The following is a 20,066-nucleotide window of genomic DNA, read 5'->3' on the forward strand; positions in this document are numbered from 1 at the left end:
AGCCTAAGAGTGATTTTTATCTAGTATTGAGGTTAATAAATCATTAACCTCAATTTTTGTCACTATACTCTTTATTAGTGTGTAGCATTATAAGTAGAGTGAATGAATAAGTGGCATTTACATAGCTTAGTTTGGTTAAGCTTATTAATCGCATTGTTAGCTGCGATGCAAATGCAAGCGAGTTGGGCTGATTATGAAGAGATGCTTTGGTTTGCTATTTATCTCTCATTTTTTGTCGAAATTTGTACTTGCGTTAAAAAACCCCTCTTTCTATTTTCATTTTCTGTCTTTAGCGTCGGTTTAATACTCGATATAGCTGACACGTTTTTTTCTGATGTAAGCCCAATATTTAATCAGCTCGACACCCCCATAAAACATGTGGGTTTAATCATGTTGTTTTATTGCCTCCTCAACATTGCCAAAAGTCGGTCGGGTAAAATTCAGCAGCTACACACTGAAATAGACCAACGTATTAAACTTGAAAAAGAACTGCGATTTTTAGCTTATCATGATGAATTAACAGGTTTATTTAATCGCAGAGCCTTTTTTGAGCACTATGAACAAAAACAATTTAAACATTCTTATTTATATTACTTTGACCTGAACAACTTTAAGAATGCCAATGACAAGTATGGTCATAATATTGGCGATGAATTATTGATTTCATTCGCCAACTCACTTAATACCTTGCACCCAAATGACGCAGCCTATCGGCTTGGCGGCGATGAGTTTGTGTTAATCGCAAAGAAAGAGATTGAAGATATCAATGCCTTTAAGACATTGGTTGATAGACCTTTAGTGAAATATTTGGTGTCTATCAGTGTCGGGTGTCATCACATTCAAGAAGATGACGATCCCGACCATGCATTACACCTAGCAGATCAAAAAATGTATTTAGATAAAGAAGAAAATAGAAATTCGTTTATCGTTAAGCGATTTGATGTTTAATATTTAAATACCAAGCATTAGACAGCTTCTAACCCAACAAGATACAAAGGCACATGAAATTGATAGCTATCAAGTACGGCTTTTGCGACCCCAGTTTGGTTTTCAAACCCTTTGATTTGCGCAAGGTAAACGGCTTTTATTGTTTCAGCGTTAAAAGAGCGACCTGATAAAATCAGCTGACTAATTGCACTTTGTACCGGTGATAAACTTGGGCTGTACGCTGCGTTTTCTGCGTAACGACCGTAAAACTTCTGACCATCGTGACACACAAGCATACAACTTGCGTAATTATGGGTGTAAGGCACATAACTTTGTTCTGCATGCATCACTAATTGCGATACTTTAAAATCTGGGTCAGCTACTTTTAAACTCGCCACTTGGCTATTTAAAAAATATTCGCTGTTGCCTAAGTCGGTCGGACCAAATGAACGAGGTAAAAATTCATTAAATGCAATCAATTCACCACCTAATAAAATGGTGATATTACTCGATTGATGTAGCTCATTGATAAACTGGCGACAGTAGCCACAAGGAGCATCGGTTATGGCTAGAATGCTGATTAATTTTTCACCATTAAGCCATGCGGTATTGAGAGCAGCTTGCTCAGCGTGCACCACCAAACTGAGTGCTTGATGGCTAAACTCTAAATTTGCACCAAAATACAGCGGCGCTACTCCATTATCTTGCTCACCGACTGCAATTGCGCCGACATAAAATTCAGATATAGGAGGTTTAGCAAAACTTGCCGCTATGGGCAGTAACGCTTCAAGTAACTGTAAAAAGGTACAGTGATGCTGCTGTATTAAATATTCGACATTAAACTTGGGTAAAACACCACAGTGTTGCTTAATGATTGAGATGATTTCATCTTGTTGTTCAAGTATTGCCACCGTCAAAGACTGTGAATTGAGTTGGCTCATAAGTTGTTGTCATTTTTTTTATGGCCGCACAGTGTATGTAATTTTTTGACGAAGTTAAACCTCTTATGCTGCTTTTTCTAACCAAATTTTTGCTTGTTTAAAACATTCAAAATTTTCAGCGTCTAGCGCAAACCGTTTGGCATTTTGAATTAACAAATCGTGTAAATAACCATCAAATCCGACAACTCGTGCGAGTTTAAACCCCTTAAGATCTTTTTTAATTGCCAGCATGACATCAATCACTTCAACAGCGGCATAGCGGTGGCGTAATTCGGTAACATCTACAAGCAACTTTCGACTATTTCGCTCGTTAGCAAAATTAATGATGGTGTGGTAGTTGTTGATCACATCGGTTGATGAAGCGCTACCGGTCAATTTAACTAACACTAAATTAAGGGAGGAATCATAACTCATGCTGGTAATAATATCGGACATCTTTGTTCACCTTTTCACTGCTTAATCTGGACATTGGCAAATACAAAGAAATTTCATACTACGATGCTTTGGTAGCTCAGCCATCTTAGGTTTCCCGTTAGACCTGAAGCTTTGCGTGACTACCTTTTCAAGTAGCTTGCCTTTGACTTGCGCGGCTATGATACCTACAAAAGAATTAGAGTCAACACTCTAAGCCATAAAAAGGAATGAGTTAATAAACCCATAACAATCTCATCATTTAATCATTACAGTCGTGTTACATATTATAAATTTAAGTGGTGGATTGAGTATTAAAAAGATGGCAGAAACACGTTTAACACCCTAAATTGTGGGCTTTAAACGTGTCTTGGATAAAGATTAAAACCAGTCATTGAAAGGGTTATTCTGTTGTAGCCTCAGCGCTGACAAAAGTCATCGACACTGAATTGACACAATGGCGGATATTTTTTTCGGTAAGAAACTCACCTTCAAAAACATGCCCTAAATGACCTTGGCAACACGCGCATACAATTTCAACTCTACGGCCATCCGCATCTGGTACTCGCGCGACAGCGCCTTCAATTTCATCATCAAAACTTGGCCAACCACAATGAGATGAAAATTTATGCTCTGAACGATAAAGCGGTGCATTGCATCGCTTGCAGCAGTAATGCCCCGCTGCAAAAAAATCATTATACTGTCCAGTAAAAGGACGCTCAGTGCCTTTATCTTCAATTACATAACGCTCAAACTCATCGAGTGAATTAAATGAACTCATGTTAACTCCACACATTTAAGAGTAACAAACACAACCCCATGTTTATTACTCATTTAAACTAACTATTCAATTAGCCAGTATTGCGCATACCTGCAGCAATACCAGCCATCGTGATCATTAATGCTTGATTGACCTCGCACCCTTCAGGTAACGAGCCAAGCCTTGCGCGGCGAAGTAACTCGACTTGCAACACATTCAACGGATCTGTATACGGGTTTCGTAGCTCAATAGATTGCTGCACCCAAGGTTGAGCAGCTAATAACACACCATTTTGACAATAACCTTTAACGATTTCTACCGCAGACGTTAATTCTGTACGCAGTGTTTCACCCAAAGATTGTAACTCCTTAGGTACTAAGTGCTGGTCATAATGCTCACTTAACCAAGTATCGGCTTTGCAAAAAACCATTTCAAGCATTTCAATACGTGTGCGAAAAAACGGCCATTTTCTGTTCATTTGCTCTAAGACATCACGTCCAAATTGTTTTTCGGCGGCCTGCAATCCGGCCGCTGCGCCTAACCAAGCGGGTAACATTAAACGATTTTGACTCCATGCAAAAATCCATGGGATAGCGCGTAAACTTTCAACTCCCCCATTGGCTTTGCGTTTGGCGGGACGAGAGCCAAGTGGTAGTTGCGCAAGCTCTTGCTCTGGTGTTGCCGCCCTAAAATAAGGCACAAAATCGGTATGCTCTCGCACAATGCCACGATAATGTTCGCACGATACGGCGCTTATCACTGCCATTACTTCTTGCCACTTTGCTTGAGGCTCTGGCGGTGGTAATAAATTATTTTCAAGCACCGCACCGGCGTATAAACTTAAACTTTGTAACGCCACTTGCGGCAAACCAAATTTAAAGCGGATCATTTCCCCTTGCTCAGTCACCCGCAAACCAGACTTTAATGAACCTGGCGGCTGAGAACGAAGCGCTTGGGCTGCTGGTGCACCACCACGACCTACAGTGCCACCACGGCCATGAAATAAAATAAGTTCAATATCTTGTTGCTCACTAAACCGAACCAGTTTATCCATCGCTTCATATTGCGCCCAACCTGCGGCCATCATACCGGCATCTTTTGCAGAGTCTGAATAACCAATCATGACATACTGTTGATTGTTAACATGGTTTTTATACCACTTATCAGCAAATAACGTTTCAATTACGCCAGGCCCTGCGTTTAAGTCATCTAAGGTTTCAAATAAGGGCGCAACAGGCAGCATGTAATTACAACCCGCTTCTTTTAATAATAAGTGCACAGCCAGTACATCAGAGGCCTTGCGTGCCATTGAAATAATGTAAATACCGAACCGTTCGCGAGAGGTTTCGGCAATCACCTTGCACGTATCAAGCACTTCTTGTACGTCGCTACTTGGCCGCCAGTGACGTGGAATAAGCGGTCGCTTAGATTGTAATTCGGATAATAAGAAGGTTTGTTTTTGTTGCTCGGTCCAGGTGTTGTAATCACCAAGCGCTAAATATTCTGTCAGTTCATTAAACACTTGGCTATGTCTATCTGAATCTTGACGAATATCAAGCTTTGTTAGATACAAACCAAAACAGTGAACTCGACGCAACACATCAAGCAATAAACCATCAGCAATCACACCCATTTTTGAATTATGTAACGAGCGATAACATGCCTCAAGAGGGTTTTTTAATTGGTCAATACTGGTAATAATATCTTTAGCATCACTACTATGGCCTTTAATTTTTGCAGTTAAGTGATGTTCGGTTTCTCTTAATTGATCGCGTAATTGACTAATCACATAGCGATAAGGTTCATGGGCATGGCCTGTCAATTCACTCAGCTCACTATCGCACTGATTCATTGAAAGCTCGGCACTGAGTTTATCAATGTCACGCAAATACAAGTTTATTGCCATCCAACGGCCTAAATCGAGTACTTCTTTGGTCACTTTAGCGGTTACAAAAGGATTGCCATCACGATCACCGCCCATCCAAGATGTAAAAACAACGGGGCTATAATCTAACGGTAACGAAAATTTAAATTTGTGATCAACTAAGTCGGTAAATTCGCGTAAAAAATCAGGCACGGCTTGCCACAAACTGTTTTCAATCACAGCAAAGCCCCATTTAGCCTCATCAACTGGGGTTGGTCTTTGTTGGCGAATTTCATTGGTATGCCATGCTTGGCAAATGAGTTGCTCTATGCGATTTAGTAAAAGAGCTTGCTCAGCAGGTAATAAGCTATCTAATTCTAATGCAACTAAACAGTCATTTAACTCGCGGTGCTTATTGACTAACGTACGGCGTGTTATTTCAGTTGGGTGTGCAGTTAACACTAAATCTACTTTTAAATTTACAATGGCTTTTTGTACTGCATCGGCGCTTACATCACTGTTAGCTATAGTATTGAGTGAATCGAGTAGCGGATGATTGTTAGCTTCGTTTTGACGAGAAATGGTATGAAATTGTTCAGCAACATTAGCAAGATTTAAAAACTGGTTAAACGCACGTGCCACAGGCAGTAATTCAGCATCAGTAAGCTGGTGTAATAATTCAATTAAATCATGACGACTTTCGCCATCACCACTACGAGATGCTTTAGATAACGCCCTAATTTGCTCAACTTTAGCTAAAATAGCTTCGCCTTGAGCCGCCTTGATTGTTTGCCCTAATAATTGTCCTAACAGATTTACATTTGATTTTAACGCACTGTAATTACTCATGGAAATTCCCAAACTGGCTAAAGATAACTGCAACCAAACTACCTAGCTCAAGGCATTTGTACAAGGGGGATGAAAAAATATCACGTTAAAGTGAATTAAATAGCCCCAGCTTTCGTATACTCAAGCAAAGTGACTTTATTGATGAATTATGACGCAACTAACTGTATTTTATGATGGGACTTGTCCACTTTGCGTGGCTGAAATGGATCGCCTTAAAGCGCTTAATCTGCACAAAAAATTAGCCTTTGCAGATATCTATATGCCCGACTTTGCAACGCAGTACCCACTCATTGATGTCTCTGCTGCTAACTTAATTTTACATGGCCAGTGGCAAGACGGGTCAATGATTTACGGTTTAGATGTGACCGTTGCCGCATGGCAGCAAGTAGGCAAGCATCAGTGGCTTAAAGTATTACGCTTTCCAATCATTAAGCCGATTGCCGATTGGGCTTATTTATTTTTTGCTAAAAATCGTTATTCAATATCAAAAGTGATCCTTGGGCAATCTCGCTGCAACTCAACACGTTGTGATATCCGTTCACAGACAATATCATCGAACGACAAGAGGCCATAACATGACGCACTTTAATGAGCAAAATCAAGTTGCTATGGTTATTGGTGCAAGCAGCGCCATTGGCCAAGCAATGATTGAAAAGTACCTATCCGATGAAACAATAAGTGACATTATTTGCATTAGCCGCAGCGCAATTAACGATAAAACAAACGATAAAACCAGTGATAAAATACGTGTTATCACAACCGATTATTCAGAAGCATCCATCACGGAGATCGTTGCTAATTTAAGTGCTCTACAAGGAAAAATCGCTCACGTCATCATTTGTAATGGTCAGCTGCATAGCGCTCACATTCAACCCGAAAAAAAATTAGAAGATATTGACTTTGATGCAATGGCGGCCGTGTTTGAAGTAAATACCTTAATCCCGCTGCGCTGGATTAAGCATTTATTGCCACTTTGCCAAGGTAAACTACCTTGTAAAATTGTTTGCTTAAGTGCCAGAGTTGGTAGCATCAGTGATAATCAACTCGGGGGTTGGTATAGCTACAGGACATCAAAAGCGGCCCTTAACATGGCATTAAAAACCGCTGCGATTGAATATCAGCGACGTGCAAAAAACATAAAATTAATTGCGTTTCATCCCGGTACAACCGATACCCCATTATCAAAACCGTTTCAAAAAAACGTCAAGCCAGCACAATTATTTACTCCAAGCCAAGTTGCCGATTACCTTTGTGTTGTATTACAAAACAGCGCACCTGATGGCCAGTTGAGTTACCTCGATTGGTCAGGAAAACACATTGCTTGGTAACCTATTAGAGAAACACTATGGAATTTTCATTACACGATTTACAACAACTCGATAAATCTTTTCGCGCTCAACTGGTCAATAGCTTATCAGGCTACAAAAGTGCCAATTTGCTTGGAAGCCAAAGTAAAGACGGTAAGACTAATTTAGCGATTATTAGTTCTGTTTTTCATCTTGGCGCAGACCCAGCTTTAGTCGGCTTTATTATGCGCCCTCACTCAGTGCCCCGACATAGCCTTGAAAACATACTTAAAACCGGCTGTTATACGCTAAACCAAGTAAACAATGCGATATGGCAAGCAGCGCATCAAACATCTGCTCGTTATGAAAGTGATGAATCAGAATTTGATATGGTTGGGTTAACGCCACACTACCTAAATGGTTTTGAAGCCCCTTTTGTCGCACAAAGTCACATTAAATATGCTGTGAAACTGCAAAGTACTCAAACCTTAGTGAATCAAACAGAACTCGTAATTGGTGAAATTAAGCATATTTATCTGCCACAAAAGGTCTTAATGCCAGATGGGTTTATTGACTTGGCTACTGCCGATACTGTTGCGGTATCTGGGCTAGATTGTTATTCAACGGCGAATCCTTTGGGTCGATTAAGCTACGCAAAGCCTCATCAAGAGGTAAAAAAACTAACCCGCTCAGGTGAAGTCATCCAAAACTAAAACTTACCTCTTCGATTTGACCTTGACCATACGATGTAAAATGCGTTATTTATCTTACATCTTGCTTTTAAGGTCTTATCTTGTGACGCCAGCGGTCGTATTTGCTAAAAAACACAATTTGCGCTTCTCGTTACATCAGTACGAGCATGATGCAGAACACCCTTCATTTGGCCTTGAAGCCGCTGAAAAGTTAAATCTGCCACCAAGCCAAGTATTTAAGACCTTAGTTGTTGAGCTCGACAACCATCAATTGGCTGTCGCAGTTTTACCCGTAACGCACCAACTAAATTTAAAATTAGCCGCAAAAGCACTGGGGATGAAAAAAGCGCAGATGGCCGAACCACAAAAAGTTGAACGAACAACGGGTTATGTACTGGGTGGAGTCAGCCCTTTAGGGCAAAAAAAGCGCCTGCCCACAGTGATAGATATCTCAGCGCAACAACTTGAAAGCCTCTATATCAGTGGGGGTCGTCGAGGGTTAGAAATCCAACTGCCACCAGATGAACTACTACGCGCATTAAATGCAAAGTTTGTTTCATTGTGTCAATAAGGCCACTTTTAATCCGAATCCGATTTCCTAATCAATGTTGTTCGACGAGTTTTTGCTAACATGTCGCCCATTGTATAAAATAATTTTGCATACAATTTGGAGTGACTCCCTTAAAATGACCGCAAAATCTCGGCTCTTAAACTAGCAATTTTAACCATCCCGTAGGTACGATATGACACAGCACTATTCACTAGCTGGTATTGATGTGATTAAACATCATTTTTCTCTTCCTCTGAATTACCAAAAACCTAAAGGCGAGCAAATCACCGTGTTTGCTCGCGAATTAGTTGCCAAAGAACACAAAAATGCAGATTTACCTTTTCTAGTTTATTTTCAAGGCGGCCCCGGATTTGCAGCGCAACGTCCAATTGACAATAGTGGCTGGATTAAACGTGCGTTAAAACAATTTAGGGTGTTATTACTCGACCAACGTGGCACCGGACTTTCAACCCCGGTTAATTATTTGAGTTTGGCGCATTTTACCCCTCGAGAACAAGCTGATTATTTAAGTCATTTTCGCGCCGACAACATCATCAATGACGCAATAGCGATTAAAAAAAAGTTAAGCCCTGTGCAACCTTGGAGCATATTAGGCCAATCTTTTGGCGGGTTTTGTGTTTTTCATTATTTGTGTCGAGCCCCAGAAGACTTAGCACAAGCTTTTATCACTGGCGGGATCCCTCCAATCACATCGAGCCCTTTAGAAGTGTATCAACATACTTTTGAGCGGGTTAAAGCCAAAAATGAGGCTTTTTTTAAACGCTTTGCTGATGCGCAGCTGTTAGTGCAAGAATTAGCAGAGCACATTAACAAGCATTCAGTGATCCTTGCCAGTGGCGAGCAGCTTTCGGTAAAAATGCTACAAAGTCTTGGGATCCATCTTGGCATGGAAAATGGGCCTGAAGAAGTGTACTACATGCTTGAGCAGGCTTTAATTAACACCCCATTAGGGAAGCAAATAAACCCTTTATTTTTAACTCAATTTAGTTACATGCTCGATTACAATACCAATCCGTTATTTGCAATTTTGCATGAAGCTATTTATTGCCAAGAGCTTTCTTCAAATTGGGCAGCAGAACAAATTAGAAGCAATTTAGACGAATTTCAATACCAGCCAAATAAGCCTTTTTTATTTACAGGTGAAATGATTTTCCCTTGGTTTTTTGAGCAATTTAATAATTTAATGCCCCTTAAAGACTGTGCCGGTTTATTAGCAACTAAAACCGACTGGCCAATGTTGTATGATATTACGGCACTCAATAACAATACTGTACCCGTTGCTGCCGCGATTTACAGCGAAGACATGTATGTCGATATGAATTTAAGTTTAAACACTGCAAAACAAGTGGCAAATTTACAATATTGGTTGACATCACAATACGAGCATAATGGCATTAGAGTTGACGGCGAAGTAATTTTAGACAAACTCATTGCGCTTAATAATGGCGTGTGTTTGCGTTAAAAATAACAATCAAAAAAGCCTTATCGTGAAGGCTTTTTTGATTTGTGCGACAAGGTATGCGCGTTTAGCTCCCAATTTTGCCCATCAAAAGGAACGACTTGCATCGTGCTAACTGGATATTCATCTAAACAACGCACATTCACATCAATCCCGTCAGGATTAGAGCGGGGAATATAAAACGGTTTGATACCACATGTTTTACAAAAATAATGTTGGGCAACGCCAGTATTAAAGGTGTAAGTATTTAGCTGCTCTTTATCTGTTTGCAGTTCAAACTGTGCGTTGGGCACAATTAAATGTAAAAAACCACTTTTAGTACAAATGGAACAATTACATTCTTCAATTTGCGCATCTAAAGCCGCAAGCACTACAAACCGAACGGCACCGCAGTGGCACCCACCTTTAAACTGATTTAATAACATGCACTTATCTCTAAAAATTTGCGCTTAACTCTAAATAAAGCGCCGTGAATTACCATTAAATGAAATTGATATACCAAGGCGTAATGTAGCTATTAAGTATTACGCCAGCTGCAGCCAGCTTCAATAACACAACAAGCGATTAGTCATGCTTAGGTAACATGCGAGCTAAGGTGTTGTCTTTAAAAAAGTAATGGTGTGCGAGTGCTGCAAATGCATGTAACGCAATTAAGGCGTAACCAATTTTACCAACCGTTTCATGGATTTCTTCAATATCATGTGCAAGTGCTTTATCAGGCGCTATTAACGCTGGTAATTCCAAACCAAAAAATGGAATAGTTTTTCCTTCACCACTTAAAATCAGCCAGCCACCAATAGGCATGATAATCATTAATACCAGCAATAAACCATGCACGGCCTTACTTAATAGAATTTGATATCGAGGTAGTTCAGGCACGATTGCCGGTGTAGGTTGCATCACTTTTAATGCGATACGTAGCCACATTAAAAAGAAAACCGATAATCCAAGCATAAAGTGCCAATGTTTAAATGCATTACGCATGTCGGTACCTCGCTCAAATAGCTCCCGCAATTCAATAGAAGCATAAACTGCAATCATCAGCAGTGCCATGATCCAATGCAAGCTTATTGTTAAAGCACCATAACGTGTTGAATTATTTTTATACTGCATATCGAACCTTAAATTATCGAGTTAATATTTTATCTTTACTCAGCTTAGCGCGTTAAATCAACGCGCTGCTAGCGCCAAATCAAAGAGATCGTATTTAATCATCAGTATCTGACTTATGATTGCACTTGTTGCCGCTTTTTATAAGTTGACGGTTTACAGCTATACCATCTTACAAAAGCACGGTTAAATGAACTTTGCTCATTAAACCCAAGCTGTTCCGCAACAGCCCCTAATTTATATTTATGAAGTAAAAGAGCACACCGTCGTTTGCGTTCTTGATCGAGTAATTGTGCATAGCTAGTTCCTTCTTGGTGTAAACGTCTTTGTAACGTTCGGCACGACACCGTTAAAGCCGCTGCAATGCGATCTTGGTTTAAACCAATCAGATTGGTTTTACTCATTAAAATACTTTGCAGCCTTTGTTCAAATGTCTGTTTACTTTGCAGCTGATTTAATTGCTCTTGTGATAACTGTCTGAGCACCTGATGCATCGTAGGATTATCGCTAGCAAAATGTAAACTCAGATACTCTAATGGAAAATCGATTTGATTAAATTCACAATTTATTTTAACTGGACAGCCAAACCACTGTGCAAGTTCATGGCAATCGGCATCATCTAATTGGTGTACAAGTTGCAGTTGAATTGGCGTCAATGAAGGATTTATGAGTTTTCGAACCACGGCAACCCAAGCAGTCATATTTCGCAGTACCGTTTGCTTGCACATAGGGTTATAAGGCATCCAACGAATGCTGGCTTTCTTGCGATCCTGTAAATATTGCGCTTTACCAATATCAGCAACCAAACTGTCGTATTGTAATAATGCTGTGATTGCATTATGTAATGTATCACTCGATTCAACCAGATAGCCGAGCACACCGTAATCGGCGGTGCGTATTTCTTGCCCTAAATAAAAGCCAAACAAGTTTTGTTTTGTGAGTGTCTCGCCTAAATTCAGTAATGCTTGATAATGCTCAACAGCAATACGACTTCCCCTTGAGTAAGTTTCAAACTCACTAAAGTGAATTGCTGCTAAGCATTTCTTTTTCTCAAATTGATGATCTACTAAGTAACTAAGTACACTTGTGAAGTAAAGATCGGATGTCGTCGTCATAAATTGTCGCCTAAAGACAAAAAAATGTCGTTTTCTCGCAAGTCTGACAGTTATTAATCCGTTATGCTAGTGAATAATGTAAACAAAGTAAGCCGCCACCGCCAAATGATTAACATTTATATCACAAAGGAATTTAATTGTTCAGCCGAGCACGTGATCAGTGTGTTATCCGATCATGCCCAACTAGGTCGATTTTTTAAGGCACAATTTAGATGTATCAAAGATGATGCCGGCGGACTTAGCCGAGAAGTTACTTTAAGGGGCCATTGTTTTGTCGAGAAAATTGATTCATGCAGCCCTCTTTCCATTGATTACCATATCGAAGGACAAGCACCGGTTCAACAACACCTTGCGCGAATTTGGGCGATACCAACGCAACTTGGCTGCCAGCTACATTATTCAATCACATGTCAGGCTAAAAAATGGCAACCAACTTGGCTAGTTAAACTGATTATTCAGCATGATATCGTTCAGGCACTTAACAAATTAAGGCGTTTTTGTGATGGCTGTTGAACTCATTTTACTGGCGCTAAGCCCTGTTTTCTTTCTCTTTATTGCAGTTGAGTATAGCCGTTTTAAACAGCATTATGATCTCAAAGATTCGGCGGCTAATCTTGTATTGGCGCTGATGCATCAAGCAAGCGATGCACTTGCACTGCTGTTATTAATGCCGTTATTTTATTGGTTACATCAATTTGCTTGGCTTGATATCTCTCTAAGCGCAACAACTTTATTGGCTGCATTCATTCTACAAGATTTTTTGTATTACTGGTTTCACCGCGCTTCGCATCATATTCAATGGTTTTGGGCTGCACATATTGTTCATCACAGTTCAAAAAAAATGAATTTTACGACCGCATTTAGACAAAGTTTGTTTTATCCATTAGTCGGAATGTGGCTGTTTTGGCTACCAATGATCTTAATCGGTTATGACCCTAAATTAGTCTTTGCAGTGGTTGCGATTAATCTTGCGTTTCAGTTTTTTGTGCATACTCAAGCTGTGCATCAATTAGGTTGGCTTGAATACCTATTTAATACTCCTTCTCATCACCGTGTTCATCATGCGATTAATAAGCAATACATTGATAAAAACTTTGCTGGTGTCTTGATCATTTGGGACAAACTTTTTGGCACCTATGCCAAAGAAGAGCCCACAATTGCGATCCGCTACGGCATCATAGGACCATGTGAAAGTACTCATCCTTGGACAATTTCTCTGCAGCACTGGCGAAGCATCAAACAACAACTTCATCAAGCAAAAGGCATAAGACAAAAATTCAGTGTGTTAATTTGCTACCCAAAACATTTTGTTTAACCAGTTATGCAAAGGTAAGACTAAGGCGCTTAAAAACTCAAATCCAAGGCCGAACACGTTGCATATAATCTATATATTCTTTGCCAAAATGTGCCAATAACATGCGCTGCTCAGGCATAATTTGTAAACGATGAATATAAACGACAAAAATTAACGTGCCCAAAGAAGTATAAAGATTGGTTAGATAACAGCTCTGCGCCAACAAAATAAGTGCAAAACCGAGGTACATTGGGTTACGCGTAAAGCGGTAAATGCCACCTGTCACTAGTATTGATGTTTTTGTCGGATCATCGGGCCGCATTGTCGTTTGGGCTTGTTTGAACTGCCAAGCACCAACAAAGGGTAATGCGAGACCGCACAATAACAAGCCCGGCCACATAAAATAAAGCACCGTCGAAAAATGAACCGCAGGAAAAAAATAATTAACAATACAATTGATCACAGCGCAACAAACTAATACGAGCAGCGGGTATATTTTTAATTCTAGTATTGCCATTTTTATTCCATAATTTTAAGCAGAGCTTATCTATTGCAACTACACTTAAAGAGATTTTGACGTTAAGGTGAACACACTTTATGTATTATAATCTTTTGTTATGTCTATTTTTTATCATAGGGACATATGCCAACGCAACTGAAACACAGAGCGCGTTAGAGCCAATTGAGATAAAAATTGTTTCAGATGTTATTCGTATCGATCCGTCTATAAAACCAGAAATGAATTTTTCAAATTTACAATTTTTAAATGCACAATTATATAATCAGTACACTTTCAGTTTTATTCCTGCTAGCCGTTTGCGAGAATGGCGTGAACTCGAAACGCAACAAAATGTATGTTTATACAATAAAGTAAAAACTCCCGAGCGTGAAAAATACGCCTACTTTAGCCGTTTACCCATGACCGCATTCCCACCGCACCGCTTAGTAACTCACCCTTCATATAACTTGCCTATGTTACTGACCTTAGAGCAAGCCATAAATGATTACGGCTTACTGATAGGAGTAATCGAAGGGCGTTCCTATGGCAAACAAATTGATGCATTCTTAATAACCCATAAAAAGCAATTGATCTGGTTTTCAGGTAAAGATTCGTCGATGCGATTACGTGATATGTTACGCAAACGCAAAATAGATGCCGTCATCGAATATACGGCAACGTTTATTGATGAAAATACAAAAGATGAAAATAATTTTTCTTTTCATCACCTACATGAAGCGCAAGAGAGTGTACTTGGTTTTATTGCATGTGCTAAGTCGCCGATAGGTCAAAACGCCATCGAGGCTTATAACCACTTACTTTCACAACCCCAAAATCAACAACATATTATTGATGAGCATAACAATGCGTCTTTTGGTCATGAAGCACAATTTATTGCTTCTGAACTGGCAGGGCTTTATCAATTAAAAACAACGATTAAATGAGTGAAGCATCATTAAAAAAAGCTTCAATTTCATCGGTATAAGGTTTAAATTTTTTCCACCTTCCAATCGATTTATCATTAATAGGTTCGCGCACTTGCATTTTACTTGCAGTAGAAACAGGCGCTTGATTTAAATGAAAATTTAAACAGGACTCCTGCCAAGGTAAATGACAATAAGCCAGTAACTCCCGCGTTATTTTTTCAGGCTCAGCCACCAGCGATTCATAACGAACTATGTTAATCGCATCACCATGCAACTTTTGCCAATGGCAAATAAGCTGATGAAATTGCTTGTAAAACCGAGCCGTCGTCATTAAATCAAGAGAATAGGCATAATATGGGTTATTAATGGTAAACAATTGTCGAAAATTACCAATACAGGTATCAAGTGGGTTACGTAATAAACAAATAATTTTAGCGTTTGGTAGTGCTTTACGAATTAAATCAACGTAATAGAAGTTAAACGGAAGTTTATCAATAAAATGGGCGCTATCGCCTGTTACCACACGTGTTGCAGCTAAATACCCTTCTCCAATTTTCTTAAAATCAGTTAAATAAGCCTGACTCATTGTCTCGCAATCAAGTACCGAGTTACTTTGCGTCTTAGCTAGTTGTTTCACAACCAAACCAAAATCTTGGCGCTCTCCCGCTGAAATAACATCGCTATGGCTCGATAAAATGCGCTCAACTAACGTGGTGCCTGAGCGTGGCATACCTAAAATGAAAATCGGCTCGTTACTCTCACAGCCTTCGGCTCTTTGTTGCAGGTTCAATGCACTCTGTTGTTTAATATGCGAAAACAATGTATCAGCACTTTTTTCATCAAAAGGTTGTTGTTGCCATTTTGCTTTTTTCGCGTCACACAAGGCGGTAAAAGCTGCATGATAATTGCCGATATCTTGCTGTTCTTTTGCAAGCGCATGACCTAAATGTAATTGTGCGTCCGGATGCGTAGCCTGATTAAAAGCGGCTGTTAAACGCTCAAGATGATTATTTTCTTCTGTCGCCTTAATTAAATCTGATAGGGCAAAATGAGTTTGATGATGCAGTGGGTTAAGGCGCAACGCTTGCTCAAATAAGTGTTCAGCTAAGCTAAAATCACCCATAAATTTGGCACACACCCCAAAGTTATAATAAAACTGTGCGTTGGTGGTATGTAATGTTACGGCTCTTTCAAAAAAAGGCATCGCGGCTTGATACAGCCCTATTTGTGTGAGTGTCACACCAAGGGTATCGGCAATGATCCCCGTTGGGACTTTATCAAGCGCAATTGAGAGTACAATTTTTTTAGCCTCTTCAGATTGGCCATTCAAAGCATAACATTTTGCTAAATGTGCAAAGTATTCAATTGTTTGATTAAAACAAAGCGCTTTTTCAATCAAACTGATGGCTTTTTTTATTTGCCCGACATGCACATTGACCATCGCCAACAAAAAATAACCATCTGCGTGTTTTGGATCAATGGTAACTAAATTAACCAGTAAAGTGTGAGCTTGGCGAATATCACCCGCTTGTAACGCTTGGAGTGCTTGTTGGTGAAGTATTGCAGCTGAGTGTGGCATATAACATCTTATTTAATTTATAAAAAAGCCCAAACTCAGTTCGGGCTTTTAGCTTAACGCATGATGGGATTAAAGTTCAAATTGATAATTAAACTTAATACCCACAGTCAAAGGTCGATTAATATAGTGGCCATAATTACGTTGAATTTCAGCTCCATTAGCTGTCGTGATATCACCAACATCACGACGCACAGATGTATAAGTATATTTATCAAATATATTATTAATATAAACGGTCGCCGACCAAATATCGGCCGTTACTTTGGCTGAAATATTGCTCAAACCATAGCCAGGTAATGTTTCACCATTAGCATGCAAACCTAACTTTGAAATTGAGTCACTTTGCGCGGTTAAACCGTAATTGATATCAAGGGTTTTATCTTCATATAAATCAGTTTGATAATTCACCCCTAATGAAAACTGGTTTTCAGGTGAACCAGGCAATCTATCACCATCAACCCCACCATCGGTGCCGTCAGTATTAAATAAATATGGCGCATCTGAAGTTAATTGCACTTTTGTATAGGCATAGGTTGCATACGCGCTGAATGAGTCAGTAATCATCGCTCTAGATGAAATCTCTATCCCTTTAGCATTGGCAGTCCCAGCATTTGAAGTATAAGGGAGTTGCCCAACAACCGTTGCACCAGCAATTTGCGCATCATCCCAATCGACATTAAATAAAGCAGCATTAAAATGAACCCGGTTTTTTAACCACGTACTTTTAAAGCCGAGTTCATAATTTGTAGTCATATCAGCGGTATAAAGCATTTCATCCGGTTGACCACAACCAATTTGCTTATCTGGTAATGGATCTGGACACGGAGCTAAACCATTAGAGCCGCCAATTCGAAAACCTTCACTCACGGTAACATAGCCCATTACCGTATTACTAAATTGATAGTTGGCATTAAATTTAAATAAGCTTCCGTTATCCGAAGCGCTTATTTCTTTAAAAATCAGTGAAATATCATTTATCCCACTACCGGAATACAATGTATTGGCTAGTGGAAAATCAACCGCCGATTCAGAACTTACTTCATACTCATAGAAACGGGCGCCAACGGTCATTGTAAACTCATCCGTAAAGGCATACGACACTTCACCAAAAATGGCTTGTTCGGTCACGTCACTGCGATCAACCGAATAATACTCCAAATTATCGGGGCGAGTTTGTTCTCCACCGAAGTTTTCTACAGCAAAATCACCAAACCCAGGGGTAAATTCTTTGCTGGTTGAGTCACTTTCAAAGGTGTTGTAAAAACCGCCCACAATCCAGCTCAGCGGTGAATCACCTTGAGAGACTAAGCGAAGTTCTTGTGTAAAGGTCTCTTCTTCTTGCTCTTCACGGGTAAAAGCTGAGAATGCAGGAAATTCTTCATAGCCATAATCAAGACGGATCAATAAGTCAGTTTGGTCTCGTTGCCCAACCGCATCAAAGCTTGAAAAGCCAGTTGCAGAGACAAGTTCAGCAAAACCTAAATCGGCCTTTAATTCAAGGCTTAAGAGCGAGTCTTCTTTGTTGCGTGGTTCATCATAACGATAAGCTGATTCATATTTACCTATGATTGAGCTAAGGCCATTATTAGGGTTAAGTGCATTGTGATGCACAATTGAGCGCCCTTCGGTATCTTGTTTTTGATAAAAATAGTTTAAAGTCGCATCAAGCCAATCTGTGGCTTTCCAGCGAACAGAGACACGACCTGTGGTTGTCGTTTCACCATTTGCGTCTTCTATTTTTCTAAAATTATTCGCAAGGGCGTTGCTATCTGTCCAATCAATATCAGGCTGTGATATACCAGGCTCACGCACAACATAGTTATAATCAACAAAACCTGGATCTTCATAAAAATTTAAGCTGGCGCGAATAGCTAGCGTTTCTTCAATGAGCGGTAAATTAACAATAAAACCTGTTTCGCCACCTAGATCAGCACTTTCTTTACCTTGAAATAAATCGCCATACACTTCCGCTGTTGTTAGGTCTAGATCAGGTGATTTAAGCATGTAACGGATTGCGCCACCTAAAGTGCCAGCGCCATATAGCGTACCTTGTGGACCAATTAAGACCTCAACTCGTTCAACATCTACCAAACGCATATCAATTGAAACCGGTATTTCACCAATATATGTCGCAACTGTGCCGCCATCGGCTCCTGGACCTGATGAGTTAGTATTTAAACCACGCACGATAATAGGGGATCCTGAGCGCCCACCTTGGTCTGTAATCGTTAAGCCGGGTACCCATCGGGCAATATCTGCCAGCTCACTGATATTTTGGTCTTTCATCAAATCCGCATCTAATGCCGTAATATTTAATGGTGCTTCTTGCACCGACCCACTGCGTCTTGTGGCTGTGATTTCTATCACTTCTAATGATTTTTCTTTATTAACTCCGACTTCATCAGCTTGTACTGATAAAGGTGCGGTGATAGCCGCGGCAATCGCTAACGTTAGCAAGCTAGGTTTGAACATAGTTTAAGCATCCCCGATGATACAATTGTTGTGTTTATGTAAACACAGAAAAACATGAATAAAAATGAATAACAAGCCAATGAAATTGGGACAAGAATCAGTATTCATTATAATTGAAATAGTATTCATCATTACAGCGAAATTATGGGGTACAGGATGAATAGGTTTGCAAAAAACCTTTTTACTCTTTTATTGTTATTAATAAAAATAGATTTAACAGATGTAAACACGGCGTGTTTTTAAATTTATACCACTGAGTATGCTAAAGTTTTATTACCTATTTATTAAAAAAGGATAAACGATGAAAAAAGCAGCTGCTGGGTTACTGCTAATTTTGCTCAGTATGTTATTTGTATTGATTATCTTGCCCTACTTTTCGATTTCGGGTAAATATTGGCTGCTCGATATCCTCATAAGTTTTCAGCCTGTTTATACTTTGCTTTGTGTGATAACGCTTATTACTTTATTTTTGTTTCATAAGCGGCTAGCTACTTATTTAATGCCTGTATTTGTCATCGCGACTTATGGTAATTTCATTCAATATTTACCCAAAGTAGCTCATATTTCACCTGCCGAATACACAGGTGAAATAACCATTTTCCAAGCAAATATTGCTTATGAAAATAAAAATCCTCAAGCTTTGTTCCAATATTTAAATAGCCTGCAGCACGATATAACGGTTTTATTTGAAGTAAACGACACGTATCGCGAAGAGTTTGGCACACTTGCCAAAGGCAAATTTAATGTAGGTTATGCCGAAATAGAGGGATTGCCAGCAGGCATAGGAATTATTACTCGCTTTCCAATTATTCATCGTAAGATTCATTACTTTGAAGGGAAATCGGCCTTAATTGTTGAGTTAACTCTATTAATTGAGGGTAAGCTGATTAATTTTTATGCACTACATCCACCTTCACCTCGAAATAAAGAAACTTGGCAAATCAGAAATAACGTTATAGCTCAACTTCAACACTTAGTTTCTAAGCAGCCAGAACGCTTAACCTTAATCACCGCGGATCTCAATACCACAGTTTGGTCGACACACTTTGTCCAATTTTCGGGTATAAAATCATGTATGGCCTTAAATGGTTTATATGGTAGCTGGCCAAGTAAACTAGCAGTAAATGACTTAACGTCATGGATGAGCGTTGCAATTGATCATTGTTTTATGGGTTCAGATTTTCGTCTATTAAAATTTGAAACGCAGGAAATTCCAGGTAGTGACCATTTAGCACTCCAATACACTGCCATGCTCAAAAAATAATGAGTGCTAAAATAAAGATGCGATGATGACGATACTCAATTCATATG

General features: G+C 39.5%; 19 protein-coding genes, 1 pseudogene and 1 riboswitch. Of the genes and pseudogenes, 10 read left to right on the forward strand and 10 right to left on the reverse strand.

Annotation, left to right across the window (positions count from 1 at the left end):
• Nucleotides 1-102 precede the first annotated feature (102 nt).
• Complete coding sequence (locus AC3KZC_RS18175) at nucleotides 103-948, forward strand: GGDEF domain-containing protein (protein WP_490579028.1); 846 nt, start codon at nucleotides 103-105, stop codon at nucleotides 946-948.
• Between the two features lie 17 nt (nucleotides 949-965).
• Here AC3KZC_RS18175 and cdd read toward each other — a convergent pair whose 3' ends face one another.
• From cdd to ppc, 4 genes and pseudogenes are all read right to left on the reverse strand, one after another.
• Entirely contained in the window at nucleotides 966-1,868 is a 903-nt protein-coding gene (gene cdd / locus AC3KZC_RS18180; RefSeq protein WP_490579029.1) for a cytidine deaminase, read from the reverse strand.
• A 63-nt stretch (nucleotides 1,869-1,931) separates the two neighbouring features.
• The gene (locus AC3KZC_RS18185; RefSeq protein WP_490579030.1) at nucleotides 1,932-2,303 is read right to left on the reverse strand and encodes a hypothetical protein; all 372 of its coding nucleotides are present in this window, start codon (nucleotides 2,301-2,303) and stop codon (nucleotides 1,932-1,934) included.
• Between the two features lie 67 nt (nucleotides 2,304-2,370).
• Nucleotides 2,371-2,454: riboswitch (cyclic di-GMP riboswitch) on the reverse strand.
• A 234-nt stretch (nucleotides 2,455-2,688) separates the two neighbouring features.
• Nucleotides 2,689-3,060: pseudogene (locus AC3KZC_RS18190) on the reverse strand (methionine-R-sulfoxide reductase); the annotation flags it as partial.
• A 70-nt stretch (nucleotides 3,061-3,130) separates the two neighbouring features.
• On the reverse strand, nucleotides 3,131-5,752 hold the full coding sequence (gene ppc / locus AC3KZC_RS18195) for a phosphoenolpyruvate carboxylase (protein ID WP_490579031.1): 2,622 nt from the start codon (nucleotides 5,750-5,752) through the stop codon (nucleotides 3,131-3,133).
• Between the two features lie 148 nt (nucleotides 5,753-5,900).
• On the opposite strand from ppc, the gene AC3KZC_RS18200 reads away from it, so the two are divergent.
• From AC3KZC_RS18200 to AC3KZC_RS18220, 5 genes are all read left to right on the forward strand, one after another.
• Nucleotides 5,901-6,326, forward strand: a complete 426-nt coding sequence (locus tag AC3KZC_RS18200; protein WP_490579032.1) for a thiol-disulfide oxidoreductase DCC family protein — start codon at nucleotides 5,901-5,903, stop codon at nucleotides 6,324-6,326.
• Between the two features lies 1 nt (nucleotide 6,327).
• Complete coding sequence (locus AC3KZC_RS18205; RefSeq protein WP_490579033.1) at nucleotides 6,328-7,080, forward strand: SDR family NAD(P)-dependent oxidoreductase; 753 nt, start codon at nucleotides 6,328-6,330, stop codon at nucleotides 7,078-7,080.
• A 17-nt stretch (nucleotides 7,081-7,097) separates the two neighbouring features.
• Nucleotides 7,098-7,751, forward strand: coding sequence for a flavin reductase family protein (locus AC3KZC_RS18210; RefSeq protein ID WP_490579034.1), 654 nt, complete (start codon nucleotides 7,098-7,100; stop codon nucleotides 7,749-7,751).
• Between the two features lie 82 nt (nucleotides 7,752-7,833).
• The gene (gene ybaK / locus AC3KZC_RS18215) at nucleotides 7,834-8,301 is read left to right on the forward strand and encodes a Cys-tRNA(Pro) deacylase (protein WP_490579035.1); all 468 of its coding nucleotides are present in this window, start codon (nucleotides 7,834-7,836) and stop codon (nucleotides 8,299-8,301) included.
• A gap of 172 nt (nucleotides 8,302-8,473) precedes the next feature.
• Entirely contained in the window at nucleotides 8,474-9,763 is a 1,290-nt protein-coding gene (locus AC3KZC_RS18220; protein WP_490579036.1) for an alpha/beta fold hydrolase, read from the forward strand.
• Between the two features lie 20 nt (nucleotides 9,764-9,783).
• Here AC3KZC_RS18220 and AC3KZC_RS18225 read toward each other — a convergent pair whose 3' ends face one another.
• The 3 genes from AC3KZC_RS18225 to AC3KZC_RS18235 form a co-directional block, all read right to left on the reverse strand.
• Complete coding sequence (locus AC3KZC_RS18225; protein WP_490579037.1) at nucleotides 9,784-10,185, reverse strand: GFA family protein; 402 nt, start codon at nucleotides 10,183-10,185, stop codon at nucleotides 9,784-9,786.
• 139 nt (nucleotides 10,186-10,324) lie between these two features.
• Complete coding sequence (locus AC3KZC_RS18230; RefSeq protein ID WP_490579038.1) at nucleotides 10,325-10,873, reverse strand: cytochrome b; 549 nt, start codon at nucleotides 10,871-10,873, stop codon at nucleotides 10,325-10,327.
• A gap of 113 nt (nucleotides 10,874-10,986) precedes the next feature.
• On the reverse strand, nucleotides 10,987-11,985 hold the full coding sequence (locus tag AC3KZC_RS18235) for an AraC family transcriptional regulator (RefSeq protein WP_490579039.1): 999 nt from the start codon (nucleotides 11,983-11,985) through the stop codon (nucleotides 10,987-10,989).
• A 105-nt stretch (nucleotides 11,986-12,090) separates the two neighbouring features.
• Between AC3KZC_RS18235 and AC3KZC_RS18240 the strand changes: the two genes are divergently transcribed.
• Both AC3KZC_RS18240 and AC3KZC_RS18245 read left to right on the forward strand, forming a co-directional pair.
• Nucleotides 12,091-12,498 (forward strand): SRPBCC family protein, encoded by a 408-nt coding sequence (locus AC3KZC_RS18240; RefSeq protein WP_490579040.1) that lies wholly within the window; start codon nucleotides 12,091-12,093, stop codon nucleotides 12,496-12,498.
• Entirely contained in the window at nucleotides 12,488-13,300 is an 813-nt protein-coding gene (locus tag AC3KZC_RS18245) for a sterol desaturase family protein (protein ID WP_490579041.1), read from the forward strand. The genes AC3KZC_RS18240 and AC3KZC_RS18245 overlap by 11 nt, the downstream gene beginning before the upstream one ends.
• A gap of 37 nt (nucleotides 13,301-13,337) precedes the next feature.
• Here the strand turns inward: AC3KZC_RS18245 and AC3KZC_RS18250 are convergent, their stop codons facing one another.
• A complete protein-coding gene (locus tag AC3KZC_RS18250; protein WP_490579042.1) occupies nucleotides 13,338-13,796 on the reverse strand; it encodes a methyltransferase family protein in 459 nt (152 codons plus the stop codon).
• Nucleotides 13,797-13,876: 80 nt separating this feature from the next.
• Here AC3KZC_RS18250 and AC3KZC_RS18255 point away from each other — a divergent pair, with 80 nt between their 5' ends.
• Nucleotides 13,877-14,722, forward strand: a complete 846-nt coding sequence (locus AC3KZC_RS18255) for an ABC transporter substrate-binding protein (protein ID WP_490579043.1) — start codon at nucleotides 13,877-13,879, stop codon at nucleotides 14,720-14,722.
• On the opposite strand, the gene AC3KZC_RS18260 is transcribed toward AC3KZC_RS18255, so the two are convergent.
• Complete coding sequence (locus AC3KZC_RS18260; RefSeq protein WP_490579044.1) at nucleotides 14,715-16,283, reverse strand: tetratricopeptide repeat-containing sulfotransferase family protein; 1,569 nt, start codon at nucleotides 16,281-16,283, stop codon at nucleotides 14,715-14,717. The genes AC3KZC_RS18255 and AC3KZC_RS18260 overlap by 8 nt on opposite strands.
• Nucleotides 16,284-16,352: 69 nt before the next feature.
• Nucleotides 16,353-18,755: a TonB-dependent receptor gene (locus AC3KZC_RS18265; RefSeq protein WP_490579045.1), complete on the reverse strand. Its 2,403-nt coding sequence runs from the start codon at nucleotides 18,753-18,755 to the stop codon at nucleotides 16,353-16,355.
• Between the two features lie 301 nt (nucleotides 18,756-19,056).
• On the opposite strand from AC3KZC_RS18265, the gene AC3KZC_RS18270 reads away from it, so the two are divergent.
• Nucleotides 19,057-20,019, forward strand: a complete 963-nt coding sequence (locus AC3KZC_RS18270; protein WP_490579046.1) for an endonuclease/exonuclease/phosphatase family protein — start codon at nucleotides 19,057-19,059, stop codon at nucleotides 20,017-20,019.
• Nucleotides 20,020-20,066 lie beyond the last annotated feature (47 nt).

It is taken from the genome of Pseudoalteromonas sp. J2K-J031, assembly GCF_058197095.2.

Excerpts from the sequence above, each read along its gene's own strand:
- AC3KZC_RS18260 (WP_490579044.1), bottom strand. The coding sequence starts at position 16,283 with ATGCCACACTCAGCTGCAATACTTCACCAACAAGCACTCCAAGCGTTA.
- AC3KZC_RS18235 (WP_490579039.1), bottom strand. The coding sequence starts at position 11,985 with ATGACGACGACATCCGATCTTTACTTCACAAGTGTACTTAGTTACTTA.
- AC3KZC_RS18185 (WP_490579030.1), bottom strand. The coding sequence starts at position 2,303 with ATGTCCGATATTATTACCAGCATGAGTTATGATTCCTCCCTTAATTTA.
- AC3KZC_RS18255 (WP_490579043.1), top strand. The coding sequence starts at position 13,877 with ATGTATTATAATCTTTTGTTATGTCTATTTTTTATCATAGGGACATAT.
- ppc (WP_490579031.1), bottom strand. The coding sequence starts at position 5,752 with ATGAGTAATTACAGTGCGTTAAAATCAAATGTAAATCTGTTAGGACAA.
- AC3KZC_RS18250 (WP_490579042.1), bottom strand. The coding sequence starts at position 13,796 with ATGGCAATACTAGAATTAAAAATATACCCGCTGCTCGTATTAGTTTGT.
- AC3KZC_RS18225 (WP_490579037.1), bottom strand. The coding sequence starts at position 10,185 with ATGTTATTAAATCAGTTTAAAGGTGGGTGCCACTGCGGTGCCGTTCGG.
- AC3KZC_RS18270 (WP_490579046.1), top strand. The coding sequence starts at position 19,057 with ATGAAAAAAGCAGCTGCTGGGTTACTGCTAATTTTGCTCAGTATGTTA.
- AC3KZC_RS18265 (WP_490579045.1), bottom strand. The coding sequence starts at position 18,755 with ATGTTCAAACCTAGCTTGCTAACGTTAGCGATTGCCGCGGCTATCACC.
- AC3KZC_RS18175 (WP_490579028.1), top strand. The coding sequence starts at position 103 with ATGAATAAGTGGCATTTACATAGCTTAGTTTGGTTAAGCTTATTAATC.
- AC3KZC_RS18230 (WP_490579038.1), bottom strand. The coding sequence starts at position 10,873 with ATGCAGTATAAAAATAATTCAACACGTTATGGTGCTTTAACAATAAGC.
- AC3KZC_RS18200 (WP_490579032.1), top strand. The coding sequence starts at position 5,901 with ATGACGCAACTAACTGTATTTTATGATGGGACTTGTCCACTTTGCGTG.
- AC3KZC_RS18205 (WP_490579033.1), top strand. The coding sequence starts at position 6,328 with ATGACGCACTTTAATGAGCAAAATCAAGTTGCTATGGTTATTGGTGCA.
- AC3KZC_RS18220 (WP_490579036.1), top strand. The coding sequence starts at position 8,474 with ATGACACAGCACTATTCACTAGCTGGTATTGATGTGATTAAACATCAT.
- AC3KZC_RS18240 (WP_490579040.1), top strand. The coding sequence starts at position 12,091 with ATGATTAACATTTATATCACAAAGGAATTTAATTGTTCAGCCGAGCAC.
- AC3KZC_RS18245 (WP_490579041.1), top strand. The coding sequence starts at position 12,488 with ATGGCTGTTGAACTCATTTTACTGGCGCTAAGCCCTGTTTTCTTTCTC.
- cdd (WP_490579029.1), bottom strand. The coding sequence starts at position 1,868 with ATGAGCCAACTCAATTCACAGTCTTTGACGGTGGCAATACTTGAACAA.
- AC3KZC_RS18210 (WP_490579034.1), top strand. The coding sequence starts at position 7,098 with ATGGAATTTTCATTACACGATTTACAACAACTCGATAAATCTTTTCGC.